The organism is Prosthecobacter sp. (assembly GCF_044222565.1).
In the GTDB taxonomy this organism is placed as follows: domain Bacteria; phylum Verrucomicrobiota; class Verrucomicrobiia; order Verrucomicrobiales; family Verrucomicrobiaceae; genus Prosthecobacter.
In genome coordinates, this window is the sequence record NZ_JBGANA010000006.1 from 258466 (window position 1) to 277143 (window position 18678).

15 protein-coding genes are annotated in these 18678 nt (G+C 58.4%); 12 read left to right on the top strand and 3 right to left on the bottom strand.

Translation table 11 applies throughout. From position 1 onward, the window contains the following. The gene (locus ACILSR_RS11200) at window positions 1-1026 is read left to right on the top strand and encodes a zinc-binding dehydrogenase (protein ID WP_184339341.1); all 1026 of its coding nucleotides are present in this window, start codon (window positions 1-3) and stop codon (window positions 1024-1026) included. A gap of 48 nt (window positions 1027-1074) precedes the next feature. On the opposite strand, the gene ACILSR_RS11205 is transcribed toward ACILSR_RS11200, so the two are convergent. Further along, window positions 1075-2061 carry a leucine-rich repeat domain-containing protein gene (locus ACILSR_RS11205; protein ID WP_395749855.1) on the bottom strand — a complete coding sequence of 329 codons (987 nt, stop codon included), beginning with the start codon at window positions 2059-2061 and terminating at the stop codon, window positions 1075-1077. Window positions 2062-2102: 41 nt separating this feature from the next. Beyond that, entirely contained in the window at window positions 2103-2690 is a 588-nt protein-coding gene (locus ACILSR_RS11210) for a hypothetical protein (RefSeq protein ID WP_395749856.1), read from the bottom strand. Here ACILSR_RS11210 and ACILSR_RS11215 point away from each other — a divergent pair. The 4 genes from ACILSR_RS11215 to ACILSR_RS11230 are packed head-to-tail and all read left to right on the top strand — an operon-like array spanning window position 2627 to window position 8115. After that, window positions 2627-3685: a hypothetical protein gene (locus ACILSR_RS11215; RefSeq protein ID WP_395749857.1), complete on the top strand. Its 1059-nt coding sequence runs from the start codon at window positions 2627-2629 to the stop codon at window positions 3683-3685. The two genes, ACILSR_RS11210 and ACILSR_RS11215, sit on opposite strands and share 64 nt — an antisense overlap. A gap of 59 nt (window positions 3686-3744) precedes the next feature. Continuing rightward, window positions 3745-6141 carry a DUF1592 domain-containing protein gene (locus tag ACILSR_RS11220; protein WP_395749858.1) on the top strand — a complete coding sequence of 799 codons (2397 nt, stop codon included), beginning with the start codon at window positions 3745-3747 and terminating at the stop codon, window positions 6139-6141. 4 nt (window positions 6142-6145) lie between these two features. Then, a complete protein-coding gene (locus ACILSR_RS11225) occupies window positions 6146-7387 on the top strand; it encodes a DUF1552 domain-containing protein (RefSeq protein ID WP_395749859.1) in 1242 nt (413 codons plus the stop codon). Window positions 7388-7431: 44 nt separating this feature from the next. Next, window positions 7432-8115: a hypothetical protein gene (locus ACILSR_RS11230; RefSeq protein WP_395749860.1), complete on the top strand. Its 684-nt coding sequence runs from the start codon at window positions 7432-7434 to the stop codon at window positions 8113-8115. Window positions 8116-8121: 6 nt separating this feature from the next. Here the strand turns inward: ACILSR_RS11230 and ACILSR_RS11235 are convergent, their stop codons facing one another. Further along, the gene (locus ACILSR_RS11235; RefSeq protein ID WP_395749861.1) at window positions 8122-8721 is read right to left on the bottom strand and encodes a type II secretion system protein; all 600 of its coding nucleotides are present in this window, start codon (window positions 8719-8721) and stop codon (window positions 8122-8124) included. Window positions 8722-8832: 111 nt separating this feature from the next. Between ACILSR_RS11235 and ACILSR_RS11240 the strand changes: the two genes are divergently transcribed. The 7 genes from ACILSR_RS11240 (at window position 8833) to ACILSR_RS11270 (ending at window position 18575) form a co-directional block, all read left to right on the top strand. Further along, complete coding sequence (locus tag ACILSR_RS11240) at window positions 8833-10230, top strand: FAD-dependent oxidoreductase (protein ID WP_395749862.1); 1398 nt, start codon at window positions 8833-8835, stop codon at window positions 10228-10230. Window positions 10231-10233: 3 nt separating this feature from the next. Next, a complete protein-coding gene (locus ACILSR_RS11245; protein ID WP_395749863.1) occupies window positions 10234-11037 on the top strand; it encodes an SDR family NAD(P)-dependent oxidoreductase in 804 nt (267 codons plus the stop codon). A gap of 50 nt (window positions 11038-11087) precedes the next feature. Continuing rightward, window positions 11088-11618, top strand: coding sequence for an ECF-type sigma factor (locus tag ACILSR_RS11250; RefSeq protein ID WP_395749864.1), 531 nt, complete (start codon window positions 11088-11090; stop codon window positions 11616-11618). 110 nt (window positions 11619-11728) lie between these two features. Then, on the top strand, window positions 11729-13768 hold the full coding sequence (locus ACILSR_RS11255) for a serine/threonine-protein kinase (RefSeq protein ID WP_395749865.1): 2040 nt from the start codon (window positions 11729-11731) through the stop codon (window positions 13766-13768). A gap of 69 nt (window positions 13769-13837) precedes the next feature. Next, the gene (locus ACILSR_RS11260) at window positions 13838-17149 is read left to right on the top strand and encodes a hypothetical protein (protein WP_395749866.1); all 3312 of its coding nucleotides are present in this window, start codon (window positions 13838-13840) and stop codon (window positions 17147-17149) included. Window positions 17150-17186: 37 nt separating this feature from the next. Then, entirely contained in the window at window positions 17187-18095 is a 909-nt protein-coding gene (locus ACILSR_RS11265; protein WP_395749867.1) for a hypothetical protein, read from the top strand. Window positions 18096-18230: 135 nt separating this feature from the next. Continuing rightward, on the top strand, window positions 18231-18575 hold the full coding sequence (locus ACILSR_RS11270) for a hypothetical protein (RefSeq protein ID WP_395749868.1): 345 nt from the start codon (window positions 18231-18233) through the stop codon (window positions 18573-18575). The last annotated feature ends 103 nt before the right edge of the window (window positions 18576-18678 follow it).

The following is an 18678-nucleotide window of genomic DNA, read 5'->3' on the forward strand; positions in this document are numbered from 1 at the left end:
ATGAAATCCGCCGCCGTCGTCAATTATGCGCCTGAAAAAGGCTCCGTCGAAGTCCGTGAAATCGAAACGCCCACCATTGGCAGTGAGGACGTGCTCCTCGAAGTGGCCAATGTGGGCGTTTGTGGCTCTGACCTCCATCAATGGACCGCCGACCATTCCTGGCCGGTGAACTACCCCGTCGTGCTCGGCCATGAGTTCGGTGGGCGCATCGTGGAAGTGGGCAAGGAAGTGGAAGGCTGGAAAGTGGGCGACCGCGTTGTCTCCGAGACCGCCGCCATCATCAGCCCGAACAATCCGATGACGAAGCGTGGTCTCTACAACCTGGACCCGACCCGCAAGGGATTTGGTTACGGGGTGAACGGAGCCATGACGAAGTATGTGCGCGTGCCCAGCCGCATTCTGCACCATGTGCCGGACCAGCTTCCCTTTGAACAGGCCTGCCTTACCGAACCCTGCTGCGTGGCCTATAGCGCCGTGGTGAAAAACGCCCGCATTGAGCCCGGCGACCGCGTGGTCGTTCTCGGCCCAGGTACTATCGGCATTCTCTGCGCTGCCATGGCACGCCTCTGCGGTGCGCAGGTGGCCATCGTCGGCCTGCCGCAGGATGCCCATCGTCTTGAAATCGCCAAGCAGTATGGCTGCGAGGTCATCATTGGTGATGCGAAGCCCTGGGCCACCGCCCGCGACGGCCTGGGTTGCGATGGAGTGATTGACGCTGCAGGTGCGAGCATCACACTGAAGATCGCGCTCGACATCGTGCGTCCTGCCGGATGGATCAGCAAGGTGGGCTGGGGCCCGCAGCCGCTCGGCTTCAACCTCGATCCGCTGGTGCAGAAGAACATCACCCTGCAAGGCAGCTTCAGCCACAACTGGCCCATCTGGGAACGCGTCATCGCCCTGCTGAGCAGCGGCCAGTTTGACGTGAAGCCAATCATTGGTGGCGTCTGGCCCGTGACCGAATGGCATGAAGCCTTTGAGAAGATGCACAAGGGCGAAGTGGTGAAGAGCGTGCTGCGCCCGGTGTAATAACTGAATATTCTGCCGAGTTGCATGCGGGGGAGGAAATCCCCCGCATCACGGAGACCCGTCATGGCTGCCCTTGGCACTTAGTGCACTTGCAAGAATCTTTTGGACATTGTTTGGTCGTCCCCCCGATTTCGTTCGAGTCTGTCCAAGAACTTCGTTGGACAAACCTAATTCAGGATTTTCATGCAACCATAGGGATTCCAAGTTATCCCATTCGGACATCCATTGAGGAACGGACCGAATCGCATTTGCCGTGAAGTCAGCCTTTATGAGGTTTGTGCAAGCCCGCAGGCTTTCAGGTATTGAGGAAAAATTGTTCTGTGAAAGGTCCACCTCCTCCAACGACTCCAAGCCAACAAACCATTCAGGAAGATCGCACAGTTGATTCTTATAAGCGCAGAATTCCCCCAATGAGGAAAGCTCCACCATGCGTGACGGCAAATTCTGAAGCTGATTCTGGCACACACAGAGTCTTTCCAAACATGATGTAAAGTTTGTGTCATCCAGTTCTTCGAATGATTTGATCGTGTTTGTGCTGAATTCTGCTGTGGTCAGTTGCGGAAGCCTAAAAACCCAGCCGGGCAGCTGTACCAACTGGTTATCACTTGCAGATATGGCTGAAAGGAATTCCCAATTTTCCATCCAATCAGGCAAGGTCGTCAGCTGATTGTAATCAATCAAAAAGGTCTCCATGGCCACAAGGTTCGATAACTCTTGAGGTAATCTTTTGATCTTGTTTTGTGACAGAATCAGGTCGCTCAATGTTTTCATTTGCCCAATAAATCCAGGCAGGCTGGCCAAGCGATTGCTTCCGAGATCGAGGTGCTTTAATCCGGGAATCGCCAGCACTTCCTCGGGAACATTTTCCAAAAAATTGCCAGAAAGATCGAGCTCAATAACAGACTGCGCGTCGGCCAGCTCCGCCGGAACTTTGCGCAGTTTCATTCCTGACAAATCGAGCTCCAAACCTTTATTTTCAATCACCTCATTTATTTTGCGTCGGGCTTTATCCTCGGGGAATGTGATCGTGGGCATAACTTTTTAAATGATACGAAAATGTGAGCCTCAAACAGGCGTTATCCATTTTTTCTAAAGCGAAGCTTATCTTTGTTCCTGTCAAGGTGCTCAATGAGTGCGGGCTGCACCTCAGAATGTTCCAAATTCCACCACCTCGAATCAAAGTTAAATGGCGCCGAGAGTCTTTCGAAGACGGTATAAAGATCCTGTTCTGAGCCCTCACCTTCATCCTCCAATAAGTCCGAAGCGTCCACGATATCATCAAAATCACTCAAACAAAACACACCCACCTCTTCACATAGCGAACGGGTAATTCCCATTTTAACAAGAACGTCATTCACCTCCGAAAAAAGGGCTGACGTCTGCACCAAGCCTAATTTTTCAGCAGCCTGCATGGCACTAAAAAATTCCTCAATTCCGTTGGTGTAGTTAAAGCCCATCCTATCCCCAAAACCATTTCCCATGTACACTCCAAAGTTAAGCAGCGTAAAAACGGTCCATTCTTCATCCAAGATCTTACTTGTTGGACGACCTGCATCTGTATGGGGTTCCAGAGTGTTCCAAAGTATCTCCAATCCTTTGTATGGGTATTCTGCAGCAGCAAGCTCAAGAATTTGATCAATATCGTATGAAATCGTTCTTTTCATTCATGAACATCATCTCATCGTTGAGACAGTCAATGACGACCAGCATGTTAATCCGTTCGCTTGTCATTTGGCTTTTTTCCACATTCATAAGCCAAGCCAGCGGAGAGACACCCAAGTCCTCGGTCTGGATCAGTCCGCCGGGGCAGGACAAGTGTCTGGCTTTTCGGCAACTGTTTGAGCAGCCGGACGCATGGAAAGAAACGAGAGCGCATATCGATGTACTGTTCATCACAGACCTGAATTTGCAGCGCCACTTCAGCGATGACGAGCTGCGCAAGTGGTTCGGCATGATGAAGGAGTGGAAATTGCGGCTGGCAATGGAGGTCGGTGCGGTAAAGCCTTGGGGAAAGACGGGTGAAGCTTGCTTCAATGCCGAGCGTAAAAACTGGGAGCGGTTGCAGAGCCTGGGTGCGAACCTGTATGCCATCGCCATGGACGAGCCGCTGGTCTGCGCCCGGGAGCAGATTCATGAAAGCGACGAGTATGCGCTGAAGGAAACGGCCAACTACATCGCGCTGGTGCGTCAGCATTTCCCGGAAGTGCTCATTGGCGATATAGAAGCGTATCCGTCTGCCACAATTGAGGAACACAAAAAGTGGATCGAGGGTCTGCAGCAGCAGCTTGTGGAAAAGAAGGTGCGCGGGCTGGACTTTTACCGGCTGGATGTGGACTGGCTGCGCTTTAACGTGCAGCAGAAGGGCTCGTGGAAAGAAGTGCGGCAGTTGGAGCTCTACTGCCGACAGAAGAAGCTGCCTTTCTCGCTGATCTACTGGGCCTCGGGCTATCCCAGCATGTTGAAGCGCGGACTGGCAGACGACAGCACGTGGTACACCTCCATCATGCAGCAAGGGTATGACTATGCCGCTGTGGACGGCAGGCCGGACCAGATGGTGATCGAAAGCTGGGTGAGCGCGCCTTCCAAGTGCCTGCCTGAAACCGGCGAATGGACCTTCACACGCTCGGTGCTGGATTTTGTGAAGAAGTTTGCCAAATAACGCCGCCTTGGCCACCGATGGCAAAGTGCGGGCGGTAGCGAGCGTAATAAGGCACCACCATGCATCCTCGTGCGATCTTCGGGATTTTCGGCTGTCTCTACATCGGAGGGCTGCTAGCGCCGACTTCATCAGAAGGTGCGGCTTCCGTGGAGGGCTTTTTGAAGGAGCACTGCATCCAGTGTCACAACGAGGAAAAGGCGAAGGGGGATCTACGGCTCGACAATCTGAAGCCGCAGTTCGACAAGCGCGAAATGCTGACGGCCTGGCAGCACGTGCTGGAGAAAATGGAGACGGGAGAGATGCCGCCGAAGTCAAAACCGCGGCCTCCTGCCCAGGACCTGCGGAAGGCGGCGGACTGGATCGCGGAGCAAGTGAAGGTGGCAAGTGCGAAGTTGCGGGAAACGGAGGGGCGAGTGGTGCTGCGCCGACTAAACCGCAACGAATATGAAAACACCGTGCGCGATCTGCTGGGAGTGGAGGTGAAACTGCGTGAACTGCTGCCGCAGGATGCAGCGGCGGCGGGTTTTGACAATGTGGGCGATGCCCTGCACACGTCCTCTTTTCTGCTGGCCAAGTATCTCGAAGCGGCGGAAGAAGCGCTGAACCAAGCGATCGTGAACCGACCGGAGCAGAAATCTGCCACGAAGCGTGTGACGCTGAATGATGCCTACCAAGTGCGCTCCTCCAAAGAAAGTGTCTTCCGCAAGCAGGATGATGGGAGCGTGGTGATGTTTTCTTCGTCCAAGTGGGTGGGAGCGACGCTGTTCTACATGGAGCAGCGCGGGCGCTATCGTTTCCGCATGCAGGTGCGCGGCGTGCAGAGCGCCGGGAAGCCGGTGACTTTCGAGGTGCAGAGCGGCGGAGGTGGCATGGGGGGGCCCAAGTCGCGGCTGGCGGGCTATTTCGATGCGCCTGCAGACAAAGAACGCGTCATTGAATTTGAGGATCGCCTGGAACCGCGCACCTCCATCTTCATCCTTCCGTACGCGCTGCCAAATGCGCAAACGGTGAGCAAGACGGGACAGGAAGCGTGGAAGGGACCCGGGCTGCAGGTGGACTGGGTGGAGATGGAAGGGCCGCTGAATGAGTCGTGGCCGCCGCCCAGCCACATGCGCCTCTTTGGAGATCTGCAGCAAGGCCCTTTCCCTGGTTACAACATGAGGGACCGTGTGGAGGTGGTCTCTGAAAAGCCGGAGGCGGACGCACGCCGGCTGCTTGGCGCCTTCGCGCGGCGGGCGTTTCGCCGCAAGTTGGACGCGGAGGAGGTGGAGCCGTTTGTCGCGCTGGTACTGAAGCGACTGGGCAGAGGCACAACCTTTGAGCAGGCGATGCGTGCGGGATTCGCGGGCATCATGACTTCGCCGGAGTTTTTGTTTCTGCGCGAGGAACCGGGCAGGCTTGATGAATTTGCGCTGGCCAGCCGGCTTTCGTATTTTCTGTGGAGTTCGATGCCCGATGACGAACTGCTTGATCTCGCGGAGAAAAAGAAGCTCGGCGAAGCGATGACGCTGCATACGCAGGTGGAACGCATGCTGAAGGACAAGAAGGCGGCGGCGTTCACCGAGAACTTTACGGGTCAGTGGCTGGCGATGCGTGATCTCGATTTTACCGAACCAAGCGCGAGGCTGTATCCTGAGTTTGATGACATGCTGCGCGCCTCGATGCTGCGCGAGGTGCAGCTGTTTTTTGATGAGCTGCTGAAGAATGACCTCAGCATCGTGAACTTTCTTTCTTCGGACTTTACGATGCTCAACGGCCGGCTCGCAAAACACTATGGCATCCCGGATGTGGACGGTTGGGAATTTCAGCGGGTGAAGCTCCCACCTGACAGCCACCGCGGAGGACTGCTGACCATGGCCGGGGTGCTGAAGGTGACGGCAAACGGCACCAATACCTCACCGGTGACACGCGGCGCCTGGGTGCTTGACCGCATTTTCGGGACCCCACCCAAACCACCACCGCCCTCCGCAGGAACGATTGAACCCGACATACGCGGCGCGACGACGATCCGGGAGCAGCTCGCCAAACATCGCAGTGTGGAGTCCTGCGCAAGCTGTCATGTGAGCATAGATCCCCCCGGATTCGCCCTGGAGAATTTTGATGTGATCGGCGGCTGGAGAGAGTTCTACCGCACCACAGGGAACGGCAAACCAGTGATGATGGAAGGCAGACGCATGCCTTACCTGGAAGGCAAGGCTGTGGATGCGGGTGATGTAACGCCCGACGGGAAACGTTTCAAAAACATCGACGAATACAAGGCGCTGCTGATCGAGGAGAAGGACAAGTTTGCCCGCGGACTTGCCACCAAGCTGGCGATCTATGCAACGGGCGGACTGCTTGAAGCCACCGATTTGCGTGAGATCAACGCGATCGTGGAGCGCACGCAGGCAAAAGGCTCGGGCTTCCGCAGGCTGATCCACGAACTGGTGCAAAGTGTTCTCTTCCAAACCAAGTAACCTCATGAACCGCCGACACTTTCTCCGCTCCGCAGGCGTCACACTCTCGCTGCCAGTGCTCGAATCCCTCGCTGGTGAGGTGAAGCCGATACGACGCATGGTGAGCATCTGTGCGCCGCTGGGCATGCACTCGGAGTTTTTCTTTCCTGAACAAAGGGGCCGCGGCTATGCGCTCTCGCCTTACCTGGAGACAGTGAAGGATCTACGCGATGACTTCACGGTGATCTCCGGACTTTCGCATCCGGGAGTGGGATCGACTCACGACTCGATCTTCAGCTTTCTCACCGCGGCGCGGCATCCGGAGAACCGGGCAGGATTCCGCAACAGCATTTCGCTGGATCAGTTCGCGGCGGAAAAGATCGGCGGGCTGACACGGTTCCCCAGCCTGGCGCTGACCAGCGAGGGCTTCAGTCTTTCATGGACGCGCAGCGGCGCGATGGTGCCGGCGGAAACCTGGCCTGCGACGGTGTTTGCGCGGATGTTCCTCGAAGGCCGTCCCGACGAGGTGCAGGCGCAGGCACGCCGCCTGAGTGACGGACTGAGCATTCTGGACACCGTGCGCGAGCAGGCAAAGCGCCTGCAGCCAAAACTCGGCGCCCGTGATCGCGAAAAGATGGACGAGTACTTCACCAGCGTGCGTGAGCTGGAACAGCGCATGACCACTGCGGAGGAATGGTCGAAGAAACCCAAGCCGCAGGTCGGGGTGAAGCCTCTGCAGAACAACATGAACAGCGCCGATTTGATCGGAAAGACGCGGCTGATGTTTGAGCTCAGCCATCTTGCGCTGCAAACGGACTCCACACGGCTCATCACCATGATGCTGCTGGGCACGAGCTCCGTGCCGCCGATTCAAGGAGTCTCAATGGGGCACCATGACCTCTCGCACCACGGGCAGGATCCGACGAAGATCGCGCAACTGCGCACGGTGGAGACTGAGCTCATGAAGGTGGTGGCGGAATTTTTGACGCGGCTGAAATCCACGCAGGAGCAGGGCGGCAGCGTGCTCGACGGCACCCAGGTCTTTTTCAGCAGCAATCTCGGCAACGCCTCGAATCACTCGACCAAGAACATGCCGGTGCTGCTGTGCGGCGGAGGATTCAAGCATGGGCAGCACCTGGCATTCGGCGGAGACGAGGCGCCGCCACTTTCCAACCTGTATGTCTCCATGCTGCAGCGCCTGGGAATAGAGACGGACCAATTTGGCACGAGCACCGGCACCCTGACCGGACTGGAGCAAGCGGCCTGATCTTTGACGAAAACATGCGCTCCCTGCGCCGTTACCTTTGTCCCATGAGATTCCAACTCCTCCTCTCCGCAGCCCTGCTTACCACCTCCGCGTTTGCCCTTGAATATCCACGAGTGATCTTTTCAGATGACTTTTCCGCCGAGGGCTTCGGCAAGGCCTGGGGCCACTACAAAAGCTCCAGCGTGGTGAAGGGAGGCGTGCTGGTGGGTACCACAGCGCCGACTTCAGACCACAGCGCGGTGGACAACATCAAGATCGAAGGCGAACGCGACGTGCAGGTGAATGTGAAGTTCCGCTTCGTCAGCGACAAGGCGAAAAGCTTCAATGTGTGGTTTGATGACAAGAACTACAAAGGCTCCCACGCCGGCCACATCTGCCAGGCCACCATCAGCCCGACAAGCGTGAATGTGGCGGATGCCAAAACGGGAGGATTTGACCTTGCTAACGGTCTCTATGACCGCAAGAAGGCGAACCAGCTGACTGACGAAGAGAAGAAAATGCTGGCCACTAAGACGACGAAGTTTCCAGTAAAGCTAAGCCTGGAAGAATGGCACACGCTCACGGTGCAGACCAGCGGAGACGAGATCAGTGTGAGCATCGACGGCAAGGCGGCGGGATCCTTCAAATCCGCGGGCATCAATCACGACACGAAGTCTCTGATCAGCCTGACCACAAACCCGGTGGATGTGGAGTATGACGACTTCAGCATCAAGGGCGTGGCGAAGTGAGACAGGTCACCAGTTTTTGATCCACATGGCACCGAGGCTGGCATTGGCCTCGGTGTCTTTGGATTTGGCCATGATGTTCTTTTCGTCCTGTGCATATGACCACAGGTCGTAACTGGAATTGATGGTGTTATTCTTTTCGCCGTCGGCTTTGATGTATTGAAACGGATGACCAAAGGCATCGACAAGCAAGTAGCTGGTTCCCACCTTGCGCCGCATGCCCTCCGGCCAGTCCTGCATAATGACATTCCTGAGTTCCTCCGAGCTGACCCTTCCGTCCGATGAATGGTTCCCAATTCCTTTGATTGCGTCACTGCCGTCTCCTGTCAGCGCCTGATACAGGCATCTGGCGGCACCGATCCGATAAACTTTCCCGGGCATGATCTCGGCCGTTTCCTCGGCATCTACGGGTTCGGGGTATTCGGCAAATTGTGCCTGGTAGCGCTCCAAAGCGCCCTCGATCGCTTTCCTGGTGCTTTGAGTGACCTGTCGTTTGGAAGATCCGATATTTCCGCTGCCGATCACCAGAGCCGCCAGGAGGGCAATGATGCTGATGACGACAAGCAGCTCGATCAACGTAAACCCGCGGCTGAGACGGCTGATTTTCATGGTGGAATAATATCCTGAAGGCCTGCATTTCCCCAAGCACAAAATGGCTGACGCATTTCACACAGACTTTGTCGTGGAAGTGCAGGGCGTGCCTCCGTTATGCTCACACTCATGAATCCCAGCCCAACCAGCAGTGATCAGCGCACACGGCGTTCCTTTGTGAAGACGTCCGCCGCGGTGGCGATGACACCTGTGGCGGCAACCATGGCTGCTGATCAAGTGATCGCGAAAGCACCGATGCGCGAGATCGAGACGGATGTGCTGGTATGCGGCGGTGGCTGTGCGGGCACGGCAGCGGCGCTGAGCGCGGCAAGGAATGGCGCGAAGACGCTGCTGGTGGAAAAGGCGCCGTTTGCCGGCGGCATCATCACCAGTGTGGGGCTGCCGTATTTCGATGGCATTGCGGACATCAGGACGCATCGCGTGGTGGTGCGGGGCATCGCGCTGGAGTTGCTGGCGAAGACGGGCGTGTGCAAAGCGGACGCGAAGGAGATCAAGCCGCACAACCCGACGATCCCGAACACGTTTGAGTTCAAGGTGCTGCTGGACCGTGAGCTGCAGGCGTGTGGTGACAAGCTGACGGTGCTGTTCAATTCTTTTGTATGCGATGCGGAGTCTTCGAATGGGCGCATTACTTCGGTGGTAATCGCCAACAAAGACGGGCTGGTGCGCATCAAGCCCAAGGTGGTGATCGACTGCACCGGCGATGCCGATGTGGCCGCCCGTGCGGGAGCGCCTACCGAACAAAGCGCGGAGGTGCAGCCGCTGACGCTGCACTTTCGCATTGGCAAAGTTCAGAAGGTGCCAGACATCGGCAAGCTGTGCCGCGCCGCGCTGGTGAAAGCGCAGGAACTGGGTGAGTTGCCACACTTTTACGGTCCGGGTGTGATGTTCATGTATTCCAACGATGAGGTTTATGTCCACGGCGTGCGCGTGCCTGCGAATCCCACCGATGCTGCGGATCTGAGCCGCGCGGAGATGCAGGGCCGGGCGGATGCGCTGGCCATGCACCGTGCGTGGAAGCGCGATATCCCGGCTTTTGCGAATTCGTATTTTCTCGAAGCGTATCCGTGGATCGGCGTGCGGGAGTCGAGACGGCTCATCGGCCAGCATGTGTTGAACGAGAAGGAGGTCATGGGAGGGCGCCGGTTTGACGATGCGATCGCCACAGGGTGCTGGTATCTCGATCTGCACCCCAACAAGACTGTGGTAGGCAGCGCGAATGACTTTAATCCTGAGAAGGTGCAGCCCGGCCCTTATGACATCCCCTACCGTTCGCTGGTTCCGCAGCAGATTGAAAATCTGCTGGTCGCTGGACGTTGCCATAGCGCCACGCGCGGTGCGCATGCTTCAACCCGCGTGACTGTGACCGCCATGGCCCTGGGAGAGGCGGCGGGATGTGCGGCCGCCATGAGTTTGACCGCGAAATCCGCCGTCGCCTCGCTAAATGGTCAGCGAGTACGCGAAGCGCTCACCCGGCAAAACGCCGGACCTTTTACTGAATCCTAAACTATGTCCCGTCTTCAAAACAAAGTCATCATCGTCACTGGCAGTGTCACCGGCATCGGCAAAGCCATCGCCAAGCGTTGTGTCGCGGAGGGAGCAAAAGTCATCATCCATGGTCTGGAACAGGATCTGGGAGAGCAAACTGTGGCGGAGCTCGGGGCGGAGAATGCCACGCTCGTCATTAAAGATCTTGCGGATGAAGCCGCGCCGCAACTGCTGGTGGATGCTGCATTGAAAGCCTTCGGCAAGATCGACGCGGTGGTGAATAACGCCGCGCAGGTGGGCACTGGAAATATTCAGACCACGGATGGCGCATGGTTTCGCCGCATGCTCGAGATCAACTGCGTCGTCCCTTATCTCATCACCCGGGCTGCGCTCCCACACCTGCGCGAAACGCGCGGCAGCGTCATCAACATCGGAAGTGTGAATGCGTACAGCGGAGAACCCAACCTGATGCCCTACAGCGTGAGCAAGGGCGCGCTCATGACGCTGACGCGCAATCTTGGCGACACGCTGATGCGCGAAGACGGAGTGCGGGTGAACCAGATCAATCCCGGCTGGGTGCTGACGGAAAACGAGGCCAAGCGCAAACGCGAACATGGCCTGCGCGAAGACTGGTATGCGGACCTACCGAAGGTCTATGCTCCTGCTGGGCGCATTCTGTGGCCGGATGAGATCGCCGCGTGTGCCGCGTGGCTGCTGGCGGATGAATGCGGTCCCATCAGCGGCCAGATCTTTGATCTGGAGCAGCATCCATTCATCGGCCGCAATCCGCCCAAGGACGCCTCCACCATTCCGGCGAAGCCCTAGGACGCGTTCCATGAATTGACAGCTGGGCGGGACGCGAACAACGTGTCGGCGTGGAAGAAAACCTCCCGCCTGCCCAGTTTGATGCCAGTGCCTCGGAACTCCTGCCGCAGGTCTATGAGGATCTGCGACATCTGGCACGCAGGATGGTGGCGGCAAATGCCCAGCAAACGCTAACAGCGACCGCGCTGGTGCATGAAGCCTGGATGCGTGTGGCCAAGGATAGAGAACCGCGTTGGGAAAACCGGCGGCATTTCTTCGGTGCAGCGGCGCAGGCCATGCGGCGCATCCTGCTGAACCGCGCGCGTGACAAACACCGGCTGAAGCGTGGCGGCAATCATGAGCATGTGGTCTTGGATGACGTGGAAATCGCCGCGCCAGCGCCCGAAGAAGAGCTGCTGGCACTGGACGAGGCACTGGACCGGCTTGCGATGGAGGATCCGTTCCTCGCGGAGATCGTGGGGCTGTACTACTTCACTGGGCTGAAGTGGCCGGAGATCGCGGAGATGACCGGGGTCTCTGAGCGGGAGCTGAACAGGCAGTGGACCTTTGCGCGTGCGTGGCTGCGGACCGAACTGACCTGAATTTTTTTGCCGGATTGGATGAGCGACGGGGCATGTATATCTGACCATGCTATTTTTAAAGCTGCGTTTCCGCGCCGGCGTGTGTTTCATCTATTCCCATCCTGCGACTCATGTCCTCCACTAATTCATCCATCTCACGCCAAAAGGAGATCTTTCTAGCGGCTCGTGAGATCGTGGACGCCGGGGAGCGTTCCCGATTCGTTGCAGATGCATGCGGTGACGACGCCGAACTGCGGATGCGCATCGAGGCGATGCTGGAGGTGAAGGCGGACGGTTTTTTGGAGCCGGACGAAACTTTGGTGAAATCCATCGCCTCTCCAGGTGTGGGAGAGAAGATTGGTTACTTCGGCGACTATGTGCTGCTGGATGAGATCGCTCATGGTTCTTCGGGCGTGGTGTTTCGGGCAAGGCAGGTATCCCTGGACCGGGTGGTGGCGCTGAAGATGCTGAGGGACCGCCCGCTGCTGAGCACGGAGGCGGACACTCAGCGCCTGCGTGCGGAGGCCACGGCCGCAGCCTCCCTGGACCATCCGAACATCGTGCCGATCTACGAGGTGGGCGCCCATGAGGGGCAGCCGTATTTCAGCATGAAGCTCATCGAGGGAGGCACGCTGCAATTTCGCGCAGCGGAGTACCAGGCGGACCCCAGAAAAGCTGCGGCTCTCATGATCAAGGTCGCGCGCGCCGTGCATCACGCGCACGCCAAGAGCATCCTGCACCGCGACTTGAAGCCGGGCAACATCTTGATCGACGCCGCCGGCGAGCCGCACATCACCGACTTCGGGCTTGCGCGCAAAATCGGCCTGGAGTCGGGTTTGACGATGACCGGGGTGGTGATGGGCACGCCGAACTACATGAGTCCGGAACAGGCGCGTGGTGGCAGCCGGGATCTGACACCCGCCACAGACATCTACAGCCTCGGCGCGATCCTCTATGAGCTGGTGGAGGGCCGGCGGATTTTTCAGTCGGAAGACTTGATCGAACTGCTGCAACAGGTGGCGGAAAAATCGCCGCCTGCACCGCGCACGCCGCATCGCGATCTCGCGGCGATTATGATGAAGTGTCTGGAAAAGTCGCCCGCCGCCCGCTACGCCACTGCAGCGGATCTGGCCGATGACCTGGAGTGCTGGCTGCAGGCGCGGCCCGTCTCCACCCGGCGCAGCAGCCTGGCGAAACGAACGCTGATACGAGCGGCCCTGATCACTGCGGCAGTCACCGCCTTTGTGGCGCTCGTGTTTGGCATCAAGACATTTTGGCCTGGGACAGACCGCATTGTGGTCACCACGATGGAGGATGAGCTGGATCCCCCCGGCACCACCGGCAGCGGCCTGTCCTTGCGAGAAGCGGTGCGCGATGTGGCAGATGGCGGACACATCGTTTTCTCCCAGCAGGGCAAGATCATGCTGTCTCCAGCGCTCGGCGGCATCCACATCGCGCGCAGCATGGAGATCAACGGTGCCAGTGTGGAGATTCACAATGGTCCTGAGATCGACCGCGCTCTGTTCATCGAAGTTGGGAGCCACGTCACGCTGCAAGGCCTGACGCTCAGCGGCGAGGCTGCGGACGCCCACCTGCGCGGAAGTGTGGGAGCGATCGAGAACAGCGGCGAACTGACCGCCACGGACTGCCGCTTCTTGAAACACGGCGGCGGCGGCCTTGGCGGGGCCATCGTCAGCGAAGGAGTGCTCACGCTGCGGCACTGCGTGTTCCAGGGCAATTTCAGCAACATGATGGGCGGCGCGCTCAGCATCAAATGTACCGGTGCCCAGCAGGTGGAAATCGAGGACTGCCTCTTCACGGGCAATGTCTGTTACGGCAACGGCGGCAGCGCCATCAACATCGGCCTGCAGTCACCGAGGGCTCAGGCGCGCCTGACGCGATGCACCGTGACTGGCAATCTCTGGGACCCCGCCTCCAAGCGAGACGCCGCAGCGGAGCATGAGCGCCAGGCCGCACCTAACGTTCTTGTGGGCGGAGCGCTCCGCACCCGTGGAAACAAGATCACGCTGGACCGCTGCATCGTGGCAGGAAATGCAGCCAAAAGCACGGGGGAGAAGGACATCTACGGCGACTTCACCCAGGTCGGCCCCAATTTCATCGGAGGCGATCCGAAGGACGCGCCCGCAGATCTTGGCGCCAGTGTGAAGTGAGGAGCTGAAAGAACTTTTCGGTTTTTTGCCGGAACGAAATCCGAACGGGGCATGTGGAAAGCGAACCCAATGAAACGCTTCCTTCTTCCATTCGTCAGTCTGATTTCGGTATTTGCTCCGCTGGGCTCGCTCCTGCGGAGCAGCGCATTCTTCGCGGTGCTGGCTGTCTCGCTTTGCTCTGCTGTCATTCCGGCCTTTGGCCAGACGCCGAGTCTCGTCAGCTACCAGGGCCGCGTTGCCGTGGGCACGGTGAACTTCGAGGGCACGGGCAATTTCCGTTTCGCCCTCGTGAGCGCCAACGGTAGCAACGTCTACTGGAGCAACTCACCCGATGTGTCGCCTGCCAACGGCATCCCGGACGCCGCCGTCAATCTCACCGTGACGAAGGGGCTTTACTCGGTGCTGCTGGGCGACACCTCCATCAACAACATGGCCGCAATCCCAACGACCGCCTGGAACCATGCAGAGGTCCGTCTTCGTGTTTGGTTCAACGACGGCGTCAACGGCAACCAGCTTCTCACCCCCGACCAGCGCATTGCGCCTGCCGGTTACTTCGCCGACGGCAGTGTGGACAGTCCCGCTCTCGCCACCGGCGCGATCACCACCACGAAGATCGCCAACAACGCCGTCACTGCTGCGCAAATCGCCGGCGATGCCATCACGAGCGGACAGATTGCTCCTGATGCCGTGACCGGTCCTAAAATTGCCGATGGTGCGATTAGCACCATCAAGCTCAACGACGGTTCCGTGACGAGCGTGAAGATCGCCAACAACGCCGTCACCACCGCGCAGATCGCCGCTGATGCTGTGACGAGCGCACAGATTGCCACCAGCGCCGTGACCGGTCCTAAAATCGCTGACGGTGCGATCAACACGGTCAAGCTCAACGATGGTTCCGTGACGACCATCAAAATCAGCAATGGCGCAGTTGGCAGTCAAAAAATCGCCGACGGTGCGGTGACCCTGGCAAAGCTTGGCTCGGATGTCGGGCTTTGGGGGACCAGCGGTGTGAACGTCTTCCGCAACGGAGGGAACGTTGGCATCAGCACCTCAACCCCGGAGTCCCTGCTGCATGTGGGCAACTACGCCGCTGTCGGCGTTGATAATTTCGTGACGATTTCCAGCAGCAGCCCCAATGCGACGAACCCGGCTGCTGACCGTATGGCGGGCATCAAATTGAGAAACTTCTCGAATGATTACGGATTCACGATCTCATCACTCGACGGAGTGAACAACGCCGGCCTGGACATTCGGAGGCATTTCTCCGACCCGGTCGGCAGCTCGGTCATGTTCCTCAACCGGAACAGCGGCTACGTCGGCATCGGCACCACCGCGCCGGCATCCCTTCTTCATGTGGGCAACTATTCCAGCGTGGGCATTGACAGCTTCCTGACGATTTCCACGAGCGGAGTTGGAGACACGAGTCCAGCTGCCGACCGTAGATCTGGCATCGCCCTGAAAAATTTCTCGAACGGCTATGGCTTCACCATCTCGTCCCTCGACGGGGTGGGTCGAGCCGGCTTGGAATTCCGCAGGCACTTTTCCGACCCGGGCGGCATCCCAACGATGTTCCTTGACCGGAACAGCGGCAACGTCGGCATCGGCACAACGAGTCCCTCTGCCCCGCTGCAAATCATTGCGGGAGTCGGGAGCGCACCTGACACCAACGGCCTAGACGTCTTCAATCCCAGCAACACCGCCGGCAGTAACGCCATCATCTCTGCCCGGGTTGCGGGCAGCTCCGCCGGCAATCCCGTCGTTTCCTTCAACGTTGTGGGCGAGAGCGGATGGAACGGATGGAACATCGGCCTGGACAATGCCGACGCGAACAAATTCAAGATTGCTTCGACATCCGTGTTCGGCGGAACCCCTAGAATGACGATCACCACGGACGGGGACGTCGGCATCGGCACCATGACTCCTTCCGAGAAACTCCATGTGACGGGAAATGCCTATCTCCAAGTCCCCGCATCGAATTCGCAAATCAGGGCGCTGAGCATTGAGGTTGCCTCGTTCAACACCGACGCGAATGCACAGTCGAGTTATTTCCTCCGGGCGCATGATATGGGCTCGGGAAGCACACCATTTATCATCCAAGGTGACGGCAGGGTCGGCATCGGCACTGGCCAGCCTGGAAACAAGCTGGAGGTGGTGGGTGAGGCGAACGGGATCGACCAACACGATTTCGGTGCCTATCCGATTTTCGTCCAAGGAGGTTCTCATGGCATCGCGATTGATGTGGTGGGAGGTGGTGAGAATGCGCGGCCAAATCATTCCAACAACTACCTCTTTTTTACAAGTGGGGGCTACTATTGGGGGAGCATCCAGGGACAAGACTCGGGCGACCTTCATAACTCGTTCGACTATATCTGGTATCAGAGCATGAGTTCTTTGCAGATCGGATTTAGTGCGGCGATCATAGCGGCTGAGATAGTCCAGGCGGACTTAGGAGAGGCGGGTGTTCACGGAGTTGAGTTCGCGCAAATCCTGGCGCAGTGGGCGCAGCAAACCACCGCGATGGATAACACTGCAGGCGTGGTCTTCCAGTCCGGTTCTGCCGACTACGCGGAGTGGCTGGAGATGAAGAATCCCGCGGAGGACATCAAAGCCGCCGAAATCGTTGGCGTCTCGGGCGGCAAAATTTCCAAGGAGACGACGCGCGCGGAACGATGCATGGTCGCCTCCACCGCTCCGATCGTCGCAGGCAACAAGCAGCCCGAGGAGAGCGAATCGCGATTCAGGAAGGTCGCGTTCATGGGGCAGGTTCCGGTGAAAGTCCGGGGCACCGTCCATGTGGGAGACTATGTGGTCGCGTCCGGTTTGAACGATGGCTATGGCATTGGCATTCGTCCGGAGCGCATGGACCTCCAGGATTATCCCAAGATCGCCGGCGTGGCCTGGTCTGCGACTACCGACGGCAGTGTGGAAGGCCTGGTCAATGTGGCCGTCGGCATCAACACGAATGACCTGACTGGCAAACTCATTCAGCAGCAGAAGCAGATCGACAGCATCGTCAGTTATCTCAAGGCCAAAGATCCCGCTTTCCCTGGAATGGGAAAGGTGGCCGCCAGCGATGTGAAGCCAGCGCAAGAAACACCAGCCCCCGCGGTCCGGGCGCGCCCCGCTGCCGCTGCTCAGCCTGATTGGGCGAAGTTGAAGCAATCCATCAAGGACCACCCGGAGCTGTTCGCCAAAATACTGGATGCAGCGAAGAAACAACTGGCCGCGAAGGGAACTGATCTGTCCAAGAACCCCCGCGTGGCCCAGGCACTTGATGTGAAGTATTACACCGACTGGGCAAACGGTTCGGAGCAGACTCTGAAAGCTCCCCAGATGCCTGCTGCCGCCAAAGCCGCCACTCCGGTGAGGACCAGAAAGTGAGAGCAAACGCGATCCAACCCACACCGGGAAACCCATCATGAAGCCTCTTTTCCTGCTCTCCCTCGCGCTGCTCGCAATAACGGCCCATGGCGGCCCGCGCACGAGCGCGAGTTACAGAGTGCTCACCGACGGTGCCAATGGCGGTGGCAACCGCGCCACCAGCACAGACTACACCCATGACGGCAGCGCCGGAGGCATTACCGGCATCTCAACCGTAGCCACGCCCGGCGAAACAATGAAGCACGGTTACATCGGCCAGTTCACGGAGGTCACCGCACTGCAAATCACCGCCTCACCCACAACCGTGAACGAAGGCAGCACCCGCCAGGTCAGCGCCAGTGTGCTCAATGATGATCTCACCACGACTTCGTTGCCAGCCGGTGATGTCTCCTGGGCGGTCCAAAGCGGCCCACTGACTGGAGTGGACGCCGATGGCCTGGCCACAGCAGCCGCCGTCTATCAAAACACCGCCGTCTCCGTACGTGGGATTTATTCCTCTTTCACCGCCACTGGTGCCCTCACCGTGCGCAACGTGAACACCGATGACCTCCCCGGCTACTCCGGGGATGGCCTGGACGATGCCTGGCAGGCTCAATACTTCGGACTGAACAACCCGCTCGCCGCGCCCAATGTGATCACCGACGGCACCGGACTGACCAACCTTTTCAAATTCACCGCCGGTCTGATTCCAAAGAACAGCGCCTCCAGTTTTTTCTTCAATCCGCAGCCGGTGCCTGGGGCGCCGGGCCAGATGCGCCTCGTCGTCAACCCACGCTTCCCTGACCGCGTTTACACTGTCTTCACCAGTCCCGCGCTCGGAGCAGGTGCGGTATGGACACCGCTCACCACATTCACGATCGACGACAACGGCAACACGCGCACCATCACCGACACAAACGCAACCGGGACAAGAAAATTCTATCGCGTGGAGATCACGAGACCCTGACTCACACGTCACCAGCGCGCCCAGCATCCTCAAGTGGGGCACGAAAAAAATCGGCTTTTTTGCCGGAATCGCTCATAGGCGGGGCATGAGAAGGAGGATGAGGCATCACGCCCCACCACCCATCCACCCACCTCCATGAAACACTTCACCCAAAGCTTCCTCCGCATCGCCTGCACGGTGCTCCTTCTCAGCGCCGCCACCACGCCTGTCTTAGCTGATCTGCCGCAGCAACGCAAAGCACTCGACGAACTCCAGGCCGCGAAGAAAGCCGAGGATCCGATGCCCCTGCTGGAGTCCGCCAAAACCCGCATCACCAAGGCCAACAAGGGAGACAGGCAGGGCGACAAGAAGGACGTGATCGCGAAGATCGACGAGGCCATCGAGCAACTGAAGGCTGGCAACAAAAGCAAGATGGAGCAGAAAATCAACGCGGCCATCGCCAACCTCCATCAGGGCAAGGGCAGTTCGAAACGTCCCTAGTGAGGAGTGGTGCCAGGAAGGCTGCCTGTTGAATCCCGCGCCTTTGAGGCAACTGCATAGAGTCGCTATTTCACGGCGACTCCTGCTGAGCCGTGAGAGCCGA

Coding starts and splice junctions, on each gene's coding strand:
- ACILSR_RS11200 (WP_184339341.1), top strand. CDS start 1: ATGAAATCCGCCGCCGTCGTCAATTATGCGCCTGAAAAAGGCTCCGTC.
- ACILSR_RS11205 (WP_395749855.1), bottom strand. CDS start 2,061: ATGCCCACGATCACATTCCCCGAGGATAAAGCCCGACGCAAAATAAAT.
- ACILSR_RS11215 (WP_395749857.1), top strand. CDS start 2,627: ATGGGTATTCTGCAGCAGCAAGCTCAAGAATTTGATCAATATCGTATG.
- ACILSR_RS11210 (WP_395749856.1), bottom strand. CDS start 2,690: ATGAAAAGAACGATTTCATACGATATTGATCAAATTCTTGAGCTTGCT.
- ACILSR_RS11220 (WP_395749858.1), top strand. CDS start 3,745: ATGCATCCTCGTGCGATCTTCGGGATTTTCGGCTGTCTCTACATCGGA.
- ACILSR_RS11225 (WP_395749859.1), top strand. CDS start 6,146: ATGAACCGCCGACACTTTCTCCGCTCCGCAGGCGTCACACTCTCGCTG.
- ACILSR_RS11230 (WP_395749860.1), top strand. CDS start 7,432: ATGAGATTCCAACTCCTCCTCTCCGCAGCCCTGCTTACCACCTCCGCG.
- ACILSR_RS11235 (WP_395749861.1), bottom strand. CDS start 8,721: ATGAAAATCAGCCGTCTCAGCCGCGGGTTTACGTTGATCGAGCTGCTT.
- ACILSR_RS11240 (WP_395749862.1), top strand. CDS start 8,833: ATGAATCCCAGCCCAACCAGCAGTGATCAGCGCACACGGCGTTCCTTT.
- ACILSR_RS11245 (WP_395749863.1), top strand. CDS start 10,234: ATGTCCCGTCTTCAAAACAAAGTCATCATCGTCACTGGCAGTGTCACC.
- ACILSR_RS11255 (WP_395749865.1), top strand. CDS start 11,729: ATGTCCTCCACTAATTCATCCATCTCACGCCAAAAGGAGATCTTTCTA.
- ACILSR_RS11260 (WP_395749866.1), top strand. CDS start 13,838: ATGAAACGCTTCCTTCTTCCATTCGTCAGTCTGATTTCGGTATTTGCT.
- ACILSR_RS11265 (WP_395749867.1), top strand. CDS start 17,187: ATGAAGCCTCTTTTCCTGCTCTCCCTCGCGCTGCTCGCAATAACGGCC.
- ACILSR_RS11270 (WP_395749868.1), top strand. CDS start 18,231: ATGAAACACTTCACCCAAAGCTTCCTCCGCATCGCCTGCACGGTGCTC.